Genomic DNA, 15,707 nt, shown 5'->3' with positions numbered 1-15,707 from the left:
TTATAGAACATATCTGACTAAACTTGACAATAGCCAATATTAATTGGAAGAGGCTAGACTAAATGAAAATCTTTGAAATTGACGACCACAAACTCATCTTAGGAGATGTGTTAGAAGTGCTTGGCAGTGAAATCGAAGACAACTCAATAGATTTAATTTTTGCCGATCCTCCCTATAATATTGGCAAAGATTTCAATGGTTTTAAAGACAAGTGGGAATTTGAAAACGATTATTTAGAATGGAGTTATAATTGGTTAAATTTATGTGTTAATAAGCTCAAGCATAACGGCAGTTTGTATCTGATGGCGTCTACTCAAAGTATGCCCTACTTTGATTTATATTTGCGCGATCGCTTAACAATCCTTTCTCGAATAGTGTGGTATTATGACAGTTCGGGCGTACAAGCAAAAAAATATTACGGTTCTCTTTACGAACCAATTTTATATTGCGTCAAGGACAAACGAAATTATACATTTAATTCCTCAGATATTCTGGTAGAGGCGAAAACCGGAGCTGTTAGAAAACTAATTGACTACCGCAAGGCTACACCATCAGTATATAATTCTAAAAAAGTTCCCGGTAATGTCTGGGAGTTTCCGCGAGTTAGATATCGTATGCCTGAGTATGAGGAACATCCTACCCAGAAACCAACATCGTTGTTAGAAAGAATTATCAAAGCCAGTAGTAATGAGGGCGACCTTGTACTAGATATATTTTCGGGAACTTTTACAACATCATTTGTTGCCAAGCAGCTTAACAGAAAGTCAATCGGTATAGAATTACAAGAAAAGTATCTACAAATAGGATTGCGGAGGTTGCAAATTACCCCGGATGAGAGTGAAGAGGCTCTCATTTCTGAAGTCAACTCCGGTGAAAATTCGCCACAGCAGCTAACCCTAAACTTACAATTATAATAAAAATGGAACATGAATTTACAAAAATAATTAAGACAATTTTAGAGGATAAGTTTGGCGAGGTGGGGTATCAAATATTGCGTGAAAGCGAGCTAATTTTATATTTGAATATCAAGACTAAATCTTCAAATAAAGGCTGAAAATCAAGAGGAAGTTTTGCCAACTTATACGCAATCTATGTTTTAGTTGAAGATTATTTGGTGAAAAATTTTCATCAGACAGGAATGTATTCAGATTATGAAGGTGCAGTTTATACGAATCTTTTTAAGAGACAGCGTGAATTACCATTCGGGCAAAAGCTTCAAAATCATGGCTTGAACCATAGGATGAATGAAGAATTTAAAAGATATTTTCCCACTTGTGAGTTCATCCCAATTTTGAGAAATCAGAAAAATAACAGGTATTGGTTTAACGAAAATTTATTAAAAGTCAAAATCAATGAGAATGAACACAATATAGCCGAAACAGTAATCCACATAATTGATGCTTACGTTGAAGCTAAGAGAGATAGCTTTGAAAAGTTTATTCAAATTTGTAAAGATGCTCAAAGATTGACCGAGGTTCAAGTCAGAGAATTTATAAAACAAATGGTAGCCCCAAATGTAGATGCTCGAATTTTCGAGATAGTCAGCTACAGTATATTAAAATACTACTACAATGACCGAGTTATTTATTGGGGTTATGCACTAGACAGACTCCAGCAAGAAAATTTAAAGCTGTTTAAAACAGGTAGGACAAATGCTAATGATGGGGGAATTGACTTTGTAATGAAACCCCTAGGACGTTTTTTTCAGGTGACTGAAACTGTAGATGTAAATAAATATTTCCTAGACATTGATAAAATTGAAAAGTATCCAATAACATTTGTAGTTAAATCTTTAGATTCAGATAGTGAAATTAAATCAAAGATTGAAGTACAAGCTCGAAAGCTGTATTCAATAAATGCTATAGTATCTCAGTACATGGAATGTATAGAAGAAATAATCAATGTTCCTATTCTGATAGAAAGATTTGAACAAGCTGTTGCCCAAGGGTACTTAAGCAATATATTGAGCGAGATTATTAAGCAGAGCAGATTAGAATTTAATTATGAAGATCGGGAAGAAAGTCAGGAAATTGAATTATTAGACGTTGCTCTAGAGGATGAATGATTCAGTCATAAAGTCCGCCTGGTTTAGACAATTATTGTTTCCTTACATTTAAGATCTACACCGGCAACAAAGAAACGTGAGCGGAAACAATCTTCCACCCTTGAGGAAACTTGCGCCACATCTGACTTTGCCGCCCCAGCCGCACCACTCCATCCATTACACGGCGAAATTCCAGCGTCACAGCCGCCGTGTCTGCATCGAAAGTCACGACTTTGAGGTTGAACATTTCTCGATCGACATTTACAGGCGATCGTCCTTGGCGAAAAGCCCTCACCTCATCACTCCCGTAAAGGTTCTCCGTCACCCCAAACCGCACGACTTCCGGCGCATCCCAGAACAAATTATCGAGAGTTTCAATATCATTCGTACAAAGAGCTTTTTCGTATTTTAAATATAGTTCAGTTAACTCAGCCACCACAGCAGAATCATTTATAACAGTCATTCGATTTTAGATTTTAGATTTTAGATTTTAGATTTACACCACGGATAAATCCGGGGGCTTGAGGATGCAAGGATTTTGGATTTGGGATTGATTCCACGGATAAATCACGTGGCGGGTACCATCAAGAAATTCTTGGTCATAAATTATAGATTTTAAAACTCTTAACTTTCACAAGTTTTGTTTGCAATAAGGACTAAAGTCCTTACTACAAACGCAACTAAATTACTGAAAATTAATGCTCAATTTTGAGCGAAATAATCTTGTCACCTTGGCGGATAGCATTGACGACAGACATATCCTCAGTTTTGCCAAAAGTTGTGTGAACTCCATCTAGATGAGACTGGGGAGAATGGCAAATAAAGAATTGGCTACCACCCGTATCTTTACCTGCGTGAGCCATCGATAAAGTTCCTGCCTCATGTTTGTTCGAGTTGATTTCGCACTTGATTTTGTAGCCGGGGCCGCCCGTTCCATTGCCTTTTGGACAGCCACCTTGAATCATAAAGTTAGGAATGACTCGGTGAAAAGCCAATCCATCGTAAAAACCTTTTTCCGCCAAGTCAACAAAATTCTTCACTGTGTTAGGCGCATCCGCATCGAACAATTTCAAATTGATTGTGCCTTTGTCTGTTTCCATAATAGCGCGGGTCATGATTTTTCCTTGCTTCCTAAAATGAGTGTGTTGCCTGCGTGTTAATTGCGGACTTCGCTTTTATAACGACAGGTTTCAAACTGTCGTTATATTGTGGCTTTCAGAAGTGTAGCATATTCCGGCAACTCTCATAGGACTTATGTGCGCTTTCTGAGGAAACCCGGTTTATTCCGAGATTTCTGGTTAGCAAAGCCCATATTTTCCCAGACACCGGGTTTGTTACCCTCAGTCATATTTTAATTGTTGGTCACTTGCGGGCGATCGGGTTCTTCCTGAATATCGTTCATATTAAAAATGAAAGGAACCCGACTCGATCCTGCGCCCATAACCAGCACTTTTGGCATCTGAGCGCCGCCGCTTCTCCAAGCTTCGATCGCCTCTTTTTGCAGAACTAAGTCGCCGCCTTGAGCCTTCAAAGTTTCAGCCAATAGCCTTTGAGCTTCCGCCCTACCTTGAGCGCGGTTAATGTCAGCTTGAGCCTGCTGTTCTGCTTCCTGAGCCACATAAACAGCCCTTTGCGCTCGCTGTTCAGCAACCTGTTTCTCCTCAACCGCTTTCGCAAAATCTGTGGAGAATCGAATGTTAACCACACTCGTATCGAGCACGATTACATCATACTTTGATAGCCTTTCTTTTAAGGCAGTATCAAAGTCTCGCTTCAGTTCACTTCTTTGAGTAATAGATTGTTCGGCAGTTCTCAGTGCAGCCGCTGTTTTAAATGCTTCTTGCGTCTGAGGAGCAATAATTTTTGAGACTATATTCTCCAAAGTTCCTTGAGTCCTTCGGACATCAACTATTCTCGCAGGATCGAGGCGAAAGTTGATCGCAAAACTAGCATTTAAATCCTGAAGGTCTTTAGTAGCACTCTGGGCGGGAACTTCAAACTTTTGCACTGTTACATCGTACACATCTACCTTGGAGATCAACGGGGGTCTGAGATGAAACCCCTCTAACAATGCTCCATCTGTGGCTTTTCCTAAAACGCTAACCACCCCTGCTTCACCTGGATTGATGACGACAAAAGAGTTTAAGCCGATGAGTAGCGCGCCTACTAATAGAATCCCAGCGATGGCCGATGATATGCTTTGGAAACTTTGACTTTTCAACTTACACGCTCCTTTGTGATAATTCCATTATAATGGTTAAATAGATTGCGTCGCCTCTAAAGTCTCAAATCTCAAAGGGAGTGGCTGATGGTCAAAATTGTTAAATATCCTCGAACTTATCACATCGAAGGTTCGCGTTTCCAACCGGGTGATGAAGACCTCGACAGCGTGCCATTTAGCGCCCTGATCGATCGCCCTCTAATTATAGAAGAAAAGGTAGACGGCGCTAATACAGGCATCAGCTTCGCACCAGATGGACAAATGCTGCTGCAAAGTCGCGGTCACTATCTCACCGGCGGGCCGAGGGAAAAACATTTTAACTTATTCAAACAGTGGGCTTTCAGTCTCAGCACAGCGCTGGGAGAAGTGCTGGGAAATCGCTACATTCTTTACGGCGAATGGCTTTATGCGAAACACACTGTTTTTTATGATTTTTTGCCACACTATTTTATGGAATATGACGTGCTGGACTTAGAAACTAGTCAATTTCTGAGTACAGAATCCCGCCGCAAGTTGTTAAGCGGACTGCCGTTAGTGTCCGTTCCCGTGCTGTTTTCGGGAGTCCTGAAATCTCCAAAGCAAATGATGCAGTTTATGGAAAAATCTAATTTTATTCAACCTGGACATTTGGAACGCTTGCGTTTGTACTGCGGGGAATTGGGATTAGATGAAGAACGGTGTTTGAAAGAGACTGACAAGAGCGATATTATGGAAGGTTTGTATATTAAAGTAGAGGAAGACGGAATTGTCAAGGCGCGTTACAAATACGTGCGTGCCAGTTTTTTAACAGCGATTAAAAACGCCGAAGGACATTGGCTCAATCGCCCAATTGTACCCAATATTCTGCGTCCAGGTGCAGATTTATTTAATTTCACAGGACTTGCGCCCTAACTATAACTATTATAATACTCTGCGGTTTAAACCGCTCCTACACAAACGAAGTCCGCGCAACGCGAAACTAAAAAATAAAGGTGCAAATTCCACACCTTACCATATTAACAAACAGGTGAAACCATGACTGCTCTATTATCACAATCCCCAACTTGGACTTTTCCCTTTTGTCCCGAACCCCCCGATTGGTTTCTGGATTGGGACAGCATTCAAAATCATTTCGATTGGATTCAAAACTTAAAAGGCTGTCAGCAAGACCCGATTTATCACGCGGAAGGAGACGTTTTAATTCATACCAGAATGGTCTGCGAAGCATTAATATCTTCCCCGAATTGGCGGCAACTTCCCGAAAAAGAACGATCGATACTTTTTGCCGCCGCTTTGCTGCACGATGTCGCCAAACCAGCCTTTACAAAAATAGAAGCCGACGGCAGAATTAGCTCAAAAGGCCACGCCCGCCAAGGTGCGAGAATGGTCAGACAAATTTTATCCCAATTCGACCCGCCTGTGCAGTTTGAGATTCGCGAAACAGTGGTGGCGATCGTCCAATTCGGCAGTTTACCCATCTGGCTAATCGACAAACCCAACCCGCAGCAGTCTGTAATTAAAGTCAGTCAAGTTGTCCGCTGCGATTTCCTCGCACTTTTAGCCGAAGCAGACGTGCGCGGCCGACAGTGTAGCGACAGACAAGAATTGCTCGATAAAATAGAACTATTTCGGGAGTTTTGTCAAGAAAATAATTGTTTGGATTCTCCCCGACAATTCCCCTCCGCACACAGCCGATTTATCTATTTCCGCAAAGAGAATGGCAACCCGGATTACGAAGCATTTGACGACACTAAATGCGAAGTAATTTTGATGTCTGGCTTGCCGGCAAGTGGTAAAGATTATTGGATTCATAAAAATCTCCCAGATTTGCCAGTAATCTCGCTGGATGCACTGCGAAAAGAGATGAATGTCCCTCCCGACGAAACCCCTGGAAATGTGGTCACAGCCGCCAAACAAAGAGCGCGCGAATACATAAATGAGGGGCGTTCTTTTGTGTGGAACGCCACGAATACAACTAAACAAATGCGGCAGCAATTAATTAATTTTTTTGCTGCTTATCAAGCGCGAATTCACATTGTTTATCTGGAAGTACCTCTAGAAGAAATATTGCAGCGGAATCGATCGCGCACAGCAACAGTACCGGAAGCAGTCATTCGCAAATTAGCTGCGCGGCTGGATATTCCCGATCGCACAGAAGCCCATCAAGTAGAGTGGATTGTGAGCGATCGCGCTTAATAGTGGCAATCCACCCGCTAGCGCCCGTATTACTTCAACGCGCTACCAATTCCTTTTTCCCTAAAATAGAATCCTCATAATGCGCCAACAAATCAGCAGGGTGATCGTAAATTGCCGCAGCATTTGCCAGCGAAGCATCATCAAAACCTCCGCACCGAAAAGCAATTACTGGCACCCCGCACTTGCCCGCAGCTTCGATATCGTAAGGAGTATCAGCTAACATCACAGTCTGACTCGCTTCCATCTGCAATTTGCTCAAAGCAGCTTCCACAATATCCGGTTCCGGTTTAGAAGCTTCTGCATCGCTAGATGTCGCCGCTTGATCCAATAAATCGTCAACTTGTGCAGCTTTCAGCAAACCGGAAAGTTCTTCAGTGGTAGCTGAAGTAGCAATAATTAGTCGCAATCCTTCTTGCTGCATTTTTAACAGCAAATCCCGCGAACCGGGGGTTGGAGAAAGTTCGGGAGAAAAGCGGTTAATAATCAGTTCTTTGCGCCGCTGTGCAATCTTTTTCCCGTCGCCTGCTTCGTCGGAAAGTCCTGATACCATTTTGGGTATAACTTTGTCGCCTCCCATGCCAATTAGCGGGCGAACTTTCTCGAACGGCACCTCGTAGCCGTAAGCCGCAAATGCCTCTACCCAAGCATGAGCGTGGGCGTCATTGCTGAGCGTCAAAGTACCGTCAATATCGAGAATTACTGCTTGCAATTGCATAACTTATTTGTTGTGAGTTATTAGACTTATTCCAACAAACTATTTTGTAGTAAAAACTTTAGTCCACAATTATTTAATTAGTCAATCCGAGACGGAAGTCCCCACTACGAACCTTTAGACAGGGACTTCAGTCTCAGAGCGATTTTTCGGGTTAAGTTGACACCTATAGCGGTTCTCAAAAAAGTGAGGTATGCCCTATGCCCTATGCCCTATGCCCTATGCCCTCTGGCCATGAGTACCTCATATGAGAGCTCGAAAGGCTATATGTGCCCTGTTCCTACCCCTAGCTTCCCCTCCCCCCTTGTTAAAGGGGATGGGGAGAATCAGAAGAATCAATGAGTTTGATAATTTTCCTCAGTCCAGCAGCGCGGCAAAGTTTCACCGGAAGGAAACACTAAATTACTTTTTGGAAAAGTTGCTTTCTCTTGCTCTTCTTGACCAGCTTGATTTTTTCCCGGCACTTCATTTTTTGTAGGGCTGATTAAAGCATCTACATCGAGGATTTCTATCAAGTCGCCTGATTCTTTTTCTTGTAAAAGCATAGTTTCTCCTTAAAGGGTAAATGCGAGTTAGGGTTTGAGGACAACTTTGATGCAGTTGTCTTTTTTGTTTTTGAAAATGTCGTAGGCGTGGGGCGCTTCATCCAATTTCATTCGGTGCGTAATTACGAATGACGGGTCAATTTCGCCTTTTTGAACGCGATCGAGCAAAGGCCGCAAATAGCGGTGAACGTGCGTTTGTCCCATTTTCATGGTCAAGCCTTTGTTGAAAGCTGCACCTAATGGCACTTTGTCAACGAAGCCGCCGTAAACGCCGGGAATTGACACTGTGCCGCCTTTGCGACACGCGAGGATCACTTGTCGCAGGGCCGTAGGTCGATCGCTCTCCAACCGCACGGCTTGCTTAGCTTTGTCGTACAAAGCGTCGAGACCGGTGCCGTGGGCTTCCATCCCCACCGCGTCGATGCAAGAGTCGGGCCCGCGTCCCCCCGTCATTTCGGTGACGGCTTCCCCGGCGTCCATTTCTTCGTAATTGATGATTTCAGCTTTGGCAGCGGCCGCCATTTGCAAGCGTTCCGGTACGCGGTCGATCGCAATTACTCGATCGGCCCCCAGCATAAACGCGCTTCTGATCGCAAATTGTCCGACCGGCCCGCATCCCCAAACTGCTACAGTATCCCCTGGCTGAATGTCGCAGTTTTCTGCCGCCATGTAACCGGTAGGAAAGATATCGGTGAGGAACAATACTTGTTCGTCAGAAAGTCCGTCGGGAATTTTTAAAGGGCCCACATCTGCAAACGGAACCCGCGCGTATTCTGCTTGACCTCCTGCATAGCCGCCCGTTAAATGCGAGTAGCCAAACAGTCCCGCCGGCGAATGACCGAACATTTTTTCAGCCAGCCCAGCATTGGGGTTGGAGTTGTCGCACAGCGACCACAAATCGCGGTTGCAAAAGAAGCAACTGCCGCAAGAAATAGTAAAGGGAATGACGACGCGATCGCCCTTTTTTAAGTTCTTGACTTGGCTGCCGAGCTCGACTACTTCCCCCATGAATTCGTGCCCCATGATGTCGCCCGATTGCATTGTCGGGATGAAGCCATCGTAGAGGTGCAAATCTGAGCCGCAGATTGCTGTAGACGTGATTTTAACTATTGCATCGCGCGGGTTGATAATTGTTGGGTCTGGTACATTATCAACTCGCACATCATTTGCTCCGTGCCAGCAAAGAGCTTTCATTATTTTCTTCCTCTAGTTAACTACTAGCTAGCAGATTCTTGATTCTAAATCTTACATTTACTAAGCCGATAAATTACCTGCTTGGATTTTTTAAGTTTAAACATATAAAATATATTTTTTCTCTATCTTAGGTATAATTACAAAATCTCTCTTCCGGCTGTTTTAAATAACAAAAATGTAAAGTTGAGGCCCATAAAATGCGGAAAATTTGACATTATTGTGTTAACCGCCAACATTTATAGCAAGCACGCTCGACGGTTAAGACGTTCTTAATTGCTGAAATCATTGCGGAAGATTGCTTCTTCTTTCTTTTTATCCTGAGCGAACTTGAAAGGCTTTCAACCTCTGCTATAACAGCTAATAACGAGATGGATGAGGTTGTTTTTGTCGATCGCCGCTCCCTCTCCTCTCACAATAGATAAAATATCTGCCCTGAATCTCACTCTAGCGGCTGTTTTGACTCACATTAGATAAAAGCGACCTAAAAATTCTCAAGTAAAAGCGGGTTTATAGATTATTAAGTAGGGTGCGTGACTTTTGTATAGCTCAACACCCTTCCCCAATATTGAGAATTACGCACCCTGCTTAAGGGAGATTAATCGTCAAATATTGTATCATTAGTTATAGCTAAAAGCCGAGCTTGCGCTAAAGTTGTTAAAGATTAAAATTTATCGATCGCCTTTTATGCCTTACACTGCATCTACCCCAACAGACCCCAATCAACCCAACATCCGCAATGCCGACCACCGCCTACTAGAATTCACCAAGCTAACTCCGATGATGCAGCGGTATGTGGAAGTGAAAGAACAGTATCCCCACGCACTTTTATTGTTTCGAGTCGGAGATTTTTTTGAGTGTTTTTTCCAAGATGCAGTTACTATTTCGCAGGAATTAGAACTTGTTTGTACTAGCAAAGAAAGTGGCAAGGAAATCGGCCGAGTGCCGATGACAGGAGTGCCGCACCACGCACTCGACCGCTACACCTCAATGTTAGTAGAAAAAGGCTATGCTGTGGTAGTTTGCGACCAAGTTGAAGATGCCTCGATAGCTGCGAAAGAAGGCCGCCAAGTCAAGCGAGAAATTACCCGCATTCTCACTCCCGGAACTTTGACTGATGACGGAATGCTCAAACCCAGACAAAATAATTTTTTAGCAGCAGTCGTCATCGCTGGGGAACATTGGGGATTGGCTTATACAGATATTTCTACGGGAGAATTCGTCACTACCCAAGCCGACACTTTAGAACAATTAACCTTAGAATTACTGCGTTTGCAACCTTCGGAAGTCTTGGTACCGACTAATGCGCCGGATTTGGTGACTATGTTGAGGCCAGGAGAGAAATCCGAGCATTTGCCCGATTGTTTGCCGAATTCGTTTTGCTATTCTTTGCGATCGCAAATTCCGTTTAGTTTGTCCGAAGCAAAACAGAGAATCCTGCAAAAGTTCAAAGTGCGATCGCTCGAAGGTATGGGATGTGGCCACCTTTCCCTCGCAGTGCGCGCCGCCGGCGGTTTGCTGCAATATCTCGAAGAAACTCAAAAGGAAAAAGCAGTTTCTTTGCAAAGATTGCACACTTACACTCTCACCGATTTTCTCATACTCGACTACCAAACCCGCCGCAATCTCGAAATTACTCAAACAGTGAGAGATGGGGTTTTTCACGGTTCGCTGCTGTGGGCTATAGACAAAACCAGCACCGCAATGGGAGGCCGCGCTTTGCGCCGCTGGGTACTGCAACCTTTGCTCAACATTAAAGGCATTTGCGCCCGACACGACACGATTCAAGAATTAGTAGAAAATAACGGTCTGCGCCAAGATTTGCAGCAGTTGCTGCGCCAAATTTACGACATCGAAAGACTGACAGGCCGCGCCGGTTCGGGAACAGCTAGCGCGCGGGATTTGGTCGCTTTAGCTGATTCTCTCTCGAAACTGCCGGAATTAGCCTCGATCGCAGCCCAAGGCCGATCGCCCTATTTGAAAGCGCTGCAAAATGTACCGCCACTTTTAGAAGAATTATCAACTAAAATTCACGCTCATTTAGTTGATGAACCGCCGATTCATTTAAAAGAAGGAGGTTTGATTCGATCGGGCATCAATGCCATGCTAGATGAAATGCGCCAAACTGCATCAGCCGACCAAGAATGGATTGCAAATTTAGAAGCAACTGAGAGAAAACGCACTGGAATTTCTAATTTAAAAGTTGGCTACAATAAAGCTTTCGGCTATTACATCAGTATTACCAAATCGAAAGTAGACCAAGTGCCGAAGGACTACACCCGCAAGCAAACTCTCACCAATGAAGAACGTTATAGCACTGAAGAATTAAAAGAAAGGGAAGTGCGAATTCTGACAGCGCGGGAAGATTTAAATCAATTGGAATACGATATTTTTGCTAAAGTGCGATCGGAGGTAGGAGAACACGCCGAAATTATTCGCAACGTTTCCCGCGCCGTGGCGGCGGCAGATGTTTTGTGCGGTTTGGCAGAAGTAGCAGTTTACCAGAATTACTGCCGCCCGACTATGACAGAAAGTCGGGAAATTAAAATTATTGAAGGTTGTCATCCTGTGGTGGAAAAGTCTTTGCCGCCCGGATTTTTTGTACCTAATTCTGCTTTTTTGGGTCGCGAAGAATCGCTAAACCGCCCAGATTTAATTATTTTAACCGGACCGAATGCTAGCGGCAAAAGCTGCTACCTGCGGCAGGTGGGTTTGATCCAGTTAATGGCGCAGATGGGCAGTTTTGTGCCGGCGAAAGCTGCGAGTTTGGGAATTTGCGATCGCATTTTTACCCGCGTCGGGGCAGTAGATGATTTGGCAACCGGTCAGTCTACGTTTATGGTGGAAATGAACGAAACTGCAAATATTCTCAATCACGCGACGCCGCAATCATTGGTTTTGTTAGATGAAATTGGCAGAGGAACGGCAACCTTTGACGGACTTTCGATTGCTTGGTCTGTGGCAGAATATTTAGCAACTGAGATTCGGGCGCGGACAATTTTTGCGACTCACTATCACGAGTTAAATGAGTTAGCTTCTATTTTAGATAATGTCGCAAATTATCAAGTGACAGTGAAAGAATTGCCGGATCAAATCGTATTTTTGCACCAAGTTCAGCCGGGAGGTGCTGACAAATCTTACGGAATTGAAGCGGGCAGATTAGCTGGTTTGCCGCCGTCGGTAATTGACCGGGCGAGACAGGTGATGAAGCAGATTGAGAAACATAGCAAAATTGCGATCGGGCTGCGGAAAGGTGTTAAAAAAAATGGTAAAAAAGAGTCGGAGGGCGATCAGTTGGATATTTTTGACGATTGAAATGATCGAGCGCTCCGAATCCAGGACTTAGCTATCAACTCTATTTTAAGGTCAGTAATCCCCAGATTACTGACCTTAAAATGACGAAAGTGTGATACTATTATTGCAGATATCAAAAGCTTTAAATAGGAGGATGAGATGCAAGGCAAAAGATTTATCCGAACTCTTCGCTTAAAAAACTTTCTATCCTACGGAAGTGAAGGAGAGGAAATAGAACTTCAACCCCTGAATGTGTTAATTGGCCCCAACGCATCTGGCAAGTCCAACTTGATCGATGCCGTGGGGATTTTACAGTCAACACCCAATGATATAAATATTCCATTTCGGCAAGGAGGGGGTATTGGCGAGTGGCTTTGGAAAGGTGATGAAAAAAATTCCAACAATATTCCAACAGCTACAATCGAGGCAACCGTAGATTACCCTGAAGAAACTATCCCCTTACGCTATCAAATCTCTTTCACGATGGAAGGTCCCAAACTACAAATTGTAGGTGAATATGTAGAAAATGAATTAGAATTAGATCCAAATTATGAAGATGTATATTTTTTCTACCGCTATGAAAATGGAAATCCAGTCTTAAATATTAGAAATGTCTCAGCAGAGGGAAAAGGTACATACACTAATAGGAGTCCACGCCATCTTGGCCGTGGCGAGATAAATCCTTCTCAATCAGTTTTGTCCCAAAAACAAGACAAAGATTTTTACCCTGAGTTAGCCTATTTAAACAATCAGTTTTCCAATATCCGTATTTATAGGGAATGGAATTTAGGCAGGTACACGCCACCAAGAAAGCCCCAACCATCTGATTTACCAAATGACTTTCTTGAAGAAGATGCAAGTAACCTTGCTCATGTTTTGAACAATTTAGAATACCAAGGTATTAAACCTTTGCTAATCGAGCAGTTGCAAAAGTTTTACGAGGCAGTAGGTGACATCATAACTAAAATTGAAGGTAGTACAATACAAACATTTCTCAGGGATAAAAACTTCAATAGACCAATTCCTGCTACCCGTTTATCAGATGGTACCCTTCGTTATTTGTGTTTGCTGACTTTACTTTGCCACCCAAGTCCACCGCCCCTGATTTGTATTGAAGAACCAGAATTAGGGTTGCATCCAGATATCTTATCGACTGTTGCTGAATTGCTAATTGCGGCATCTAAAAGAACTCAAATAATTGTTACTACTCATTCAGATGCTTTAGTTTCTGGTTTGAGTGAAGTTCCCGAATCCGTCTTAGTTTGCGAACAGAATAACACAGGCAGTCACTTGCGCCGTCTAGAGCCTCAGCAACTTAAGAAGTGGCTGGAAAAGTACACTCTAGGAGATTTGTGGCGGATGGGACACATCGGAGGAAACCGATGGTAAGGGAGATTCGTATTTATATTGAAGGCATTGGAGATGAAAGTGAAGATGAAAGTACAACAGAAAATATACCTCAACAACGTCCGGGATTTAGGAGTAAAATTCCGGCAGGAAAAGAGACAACAGCGGGGCTGCGAGCGGGTTTTGTTCATCTCTTCAAAGAACTCTACGATCTCGCAGAGAGCAAAGGCATAAAAATCCTGTCAATCATGTCTGGATCTCGCCGCGATGCTTGCGAAGATTTCCTAATGAGTATGGAATCTTATCCAGATGCTTTTAATGTTTTGCTTGTTGATTCTGAATCTCCTGTTTCTGAAACTCAGACACCTTGGGAGCATTTAAGGAGCAGAAAAGAAGACCAACCTTGGATTTTGGCGACCCAAGGGCGTGATGATGCCTGTTGCCACTTAATGGTACAAACTATGGAGGCTTGGTTTATTGCTGATATTGATGCTTTAAGCAAGTTTTATAATGGCGGATTTAAAGAAGATTATCTTCACAAAAGGCTGGGAAATCAAAGCGTGGAGAAAGTTTCCAAATACAACCTGAGTAAGTGGCTGATATCAGCCACTAATAAAACCTCTAAAGGTAAATATCACAAAACACGACACGCTCCAAAACTCTTAGCACTTTTAGATATTGACAAGGTACGCAAGGCTTCTCCTAGTTGCGATCGCCTTTTCACAACAATAATTACCAAAATCATAGAAGAGACATAAATACATTGCGTGTATGTAAGTCCTATTTACTTGCCATTTTGTAACTTTCTTACCTCTTTGTGTACGCTCATACCAATTTCCAAAGCCTCATTCAGCAACCGCCCGTATTCAGTCGCCCGATCGCTCACATCCACCGCCATCAAAGCAGCCAAATTACTTTCAATATTAGCAAATAACTCGTAACGGCGGCCGATAAATTGCTGATTTTCCCTGAGAATTCTCTCTGTTTTTAAAGCACAGACTAAACTTTCTCTAGTAATTTTTAATGCCTCAATTGCATCTCCTCGGTTAATTAAATTGGCTTGTAAATTGCCAGCCGCCGTTAGGCGATCGATAATATCTAAAGCCTGAATCACCTCATGATACTTCTCAACTTCATCCAGCAGACCCGCCAGCGTTGCCAGAGGCTTGACCTTAACCCATTTATAGACATTCCAAGCCACAGTAATCGCCAGCGACAAACCCAAAGTTATTTGTAAAACCCGGACAAATATTTCAGCATCGCTAAATGAACCAACATTATGTTTATTAGCCAGTAAAGCAACAGGCAGCGAAACAACTAATGTCAGGCAAAATATCAGCAACTCATTCAACAAAAGAGAAAACAGCTTTTTCCCGTCCCGTAATGCAGCATATCGGTAAAAATCCGCTGCAAAACCGTCGCTCAAAGCTATTCCGCTCAAATCCTCCAACTCCTTCTCAGGAATTTTTAACTGTTCCAAATCCGCTTGTATCACTCTTTAAAAGCTCCTTAAATTCGGATTAATTACGATCCTCCCAGAGACATAATTGATTGCCACAGACTCATATAAAAATTGCTTTCTCGGTTGCGGAAGAGTTGAAAAGCCATTCCCGACGACCCAAAAAACGGTCTCAGCGTCCATCCCAACTGAGTGCCAACAAAGGCATAAAGTCCCAACCAAAAGCGCAAAATATTTAGCCTGATGTCTTTGCCTTCGGCATCTTGTTCAGACAGAAAGTGCATTCCTTGATAAATGAAACTTACTCCCAAAAATCCTGTGATTGCCATAATAGCAACATTCAACACCAGAAAAAAATTGTAATTGGTACTGCTTAGAAGAAAAAACAGACTGACAGGTGCAAATCCAAACAGCAAAACGCTAATCATCGCCATCGCTGTCATCAACAATGTCAAATACTGCTCAAAAGTTCGTTTTGAACCAAACATGACATTAAAAAAATACAGTGTGGGAAAGCAGATAATCAGCGTCAGCAAGTAAAGTGCTGGTAACTTAATTGCTGAAACCAGACATTGCATCCACGTACTAGATGCGCCTAATATCGCTCCGTAAATGCCAAAAAATACGGTACTAGAAATCAAGGTGCGATTCGTTGAAACGTAAATCACGGTGAAAGCCCGTACATAGCGTTTCCAGCCACAAGGCTGAACTCTCGGTCT

General features: G+C 43.0%; 15 protein-coding genes. 7 read left to right on the top strand and 8 right to left on the bottom strand.

What is annotated here, in order from left to right; genetic code table 11:
* Positions 1-62: 62 nt before the first annotated feature.
* Together yhdJ and QUA16_RS02440 are read left to right on the top strand one after the other, a co-directional pair.
* Entirely contained in the window at positions 63-914 is an 852-nt protein-coding gene (gene yhdJ, locus QUA16_RS02445) for an adenine-specific DNA-methyltransferase (RefSeq protein ID WP_333107548.1), read from the top strand.
* A 200-nt stretch (positions 915-1,114) separates the two neighbouring features.
* A complete protein-coding gene (locus QUA16_RS02440; protein ID WP_333107547.1) occupies positions 1,115-2,065 on the top strand; it encodes a restriction endonuclease in 951 nt (316 codons plus the stop codon).
* Positions 2,066-2,120: 55 nt separating this feature from the next.
* Here the strand turns inward: QUA16_RS02440 and hpxZ are convergent, their stop codons facing one another.
* The 3 genes from hpxZ to QUA16_RS02425 all read right to left on the bottom strand — a co-directional run bounded on the left by hpxZ (position 2,121) and on the right by QUA16_RS02425 (position 4,265).
* On the bottom strand, positions 2,121-2,507 hold the full coding sequence (gene hpxZ, locus QUA16_RS02435) for an oxalurate catabolism protein HpxZ (protein WP_333107546.1): 387 nt from the start codon (positions 2,505-2,507) through the stop codon (positions 2,121-2,123).
* 232 nt (positions 2,508-2,739) lie between these two features.
* Entirely contained in the window at positions 2,740-3,159 is a 420-nt protein-coding gene (locus QUA16_RS02430) for a peptidylprolyl isomerase (RefSeq protein ID WP_333107545.1), read from the bottom strand.
* A gap of 236 nt (positions 3,160-3,395) precedes the next feature.
* A complete protein-coding gene (locus QUA16_RS02425) occupies positions 3,396-4,265 on the bottom strand; it encodes a prohibitin family protein (protein ID WP_333107544.1) in 870 nt (289 codons plus the stop codon).
* Positions 4,266-4,352: 87 nt separating this feature from the next.
* Between QUA16_RS02425 and QUA16_RS02420 the strand changes: the two genes are divergently transcribed.
* Together QUA16_RS02420 and QUA16_RS02415 are read left to right on the top strand one after the other, a co-directional pair.
* Entirely contained in the window at positions 4,353-5,156 is an 804-nt protein-coding gene (locus tag QUA16_RS02420; RefSeq protein ID WP_333107542.1) for an RNA ligase family protein, read from the top strand.
* 123 nt (positions 5,157-5,279) lie between these two features.
* A complete protein-coding gene (locus QUA16_RS02415; protein WP_333107540.1) occupies positions 5,280-6,440 on the top strand; it encodes an AAA family ATPase in 1,161 nt (386 codons plus the stop codon).
* A 34-nt stretch (positions 6,441-6,474) separates the two neighbouring features.
* On the opposite strand, the gene QUA16_RS02410 is transcribed toward QUA16_RS02415, so the two are convergent.
* From QUA16_RS02410 to QUA16_RS02400, 3 genes are all read right to left on the bottom strand, one after another.
* On the bottom strand, positions 6,475-7,155 hold the full coding sequence (locus QUA16_RS02410; protein WP_333107539.1) for an HAD family hydrolase: 681 nt from the start codon (positions 7,153-7,155) through the stop codon (positions 6,475-6,477).
* A gap of 332 nt (positions 7,156-7,487) precedes the next feature.
* Positions 7,488-7,697 carry an acetyltransferase gene (locus QUA16_RS02405; RefSeq protein WP_333107538.1) on the bottom strand — a complete coding sequence of 70 codons (210 nt, stop codon included), beginning with the start codon at positions 7,695-7,697 and terminating at the stop codon, positions 7,488-7,490.
* 27 nt (positions 7,698-7,724) lie between these two features.
* Positions 7,725-8,891: a zinc-dependent alcohol dehydrogenase gene (locus QUA16_RS02400; protein WP_333107537.1), complete on the bottom strand. Its 1,167-nt coding sequence runs from the start codon at positions 8,889-8,891 to the stop codon at positions 7,725-7,727.
* A 684-nt stretch (positions 8,892-9,575) separates the two neighbouring features.
* Here QUA16_RS02400 and mutS point away from each other — a divergent pair.
* The 3 genes from mutS (at position 9,576) to QUA16_RS02385 (ending at position 14,287) form a co-directional block, all read left to right on the top strand.
* Positions 9,576-12,203: a DNA mismatch repair protein MutS gene (mutS, locus tag QUA16_RS02395; RefSeq protein WP_333107556.1), complete on the top strand. Its 2,628-nt coding sequence runs from the start codon at positions 9,576-9,578 to the stop codon at positions 12,201-12,203.
* Positions 12,204-12,341: 138 nt separating this feature from the next.
* Positions 12,342-13,571: an AAA family ATPase gene (locus tag QUA16_RS02390; RefSeq protein WP_333107536.1), complete on the top strand. Its 1,230-nt coding sequence runs from the start codon at positions 12,342-12,344 to the stop codon at positions 13,569-13,571.
* Positions 13,565-14,287 (top strand): DUF4276 family protein, encoded by a 723-nt coding sequence (locus QUA16_RS02385; protein WP_333107535.1) that lies wholly within the window; start codon positions 13,565-13,567, stop codon positions 14,285-14,287. Before QUA16_RS02390 ends, QUA16_RS02385 begins: the two co-directional genes overlap by 7 nt.
* A 26-nt stretch (positions 14,288-14,313) precedes the next feature.
* On the opposite strand, the gene QUA16_RS02380 is transcribed toward QUA16_RS02385, so the two are convergent.
* Positions 14,314-15,024 (bottom strand): hypothetical protein, encoded by a 711-nt coding sequence (locus QUA16_RS02380; protein WP_333107534.1) that lies wholly within the window; start codon positions 15,022-15,024, stop codon positions 14,314-14,316.
* A gap of 29 nt (positions 15,025-15,053) precedes the next feature.
* On the bottom strand, positions 15,054-15,707 hold a 654-nt coding region (locus QUA16_RS02375; protein ID WP_333180997.1), incomplete at its 5' end, for a hypothetical protein.

It is taken from the genome of Microcoleus sp. S13_C3 (assembly GCF_036700905.1).
GTDB lineage: Bacteria > Cyanobacteriota > Cyanobacteriia > Cyanobacteriales > Microcoleaceae > Microcoleus.
Note: the sequence above shows the minus strand (reverse complement) of the source record. Positions and strands in the feature narration are given on the sequence as shown.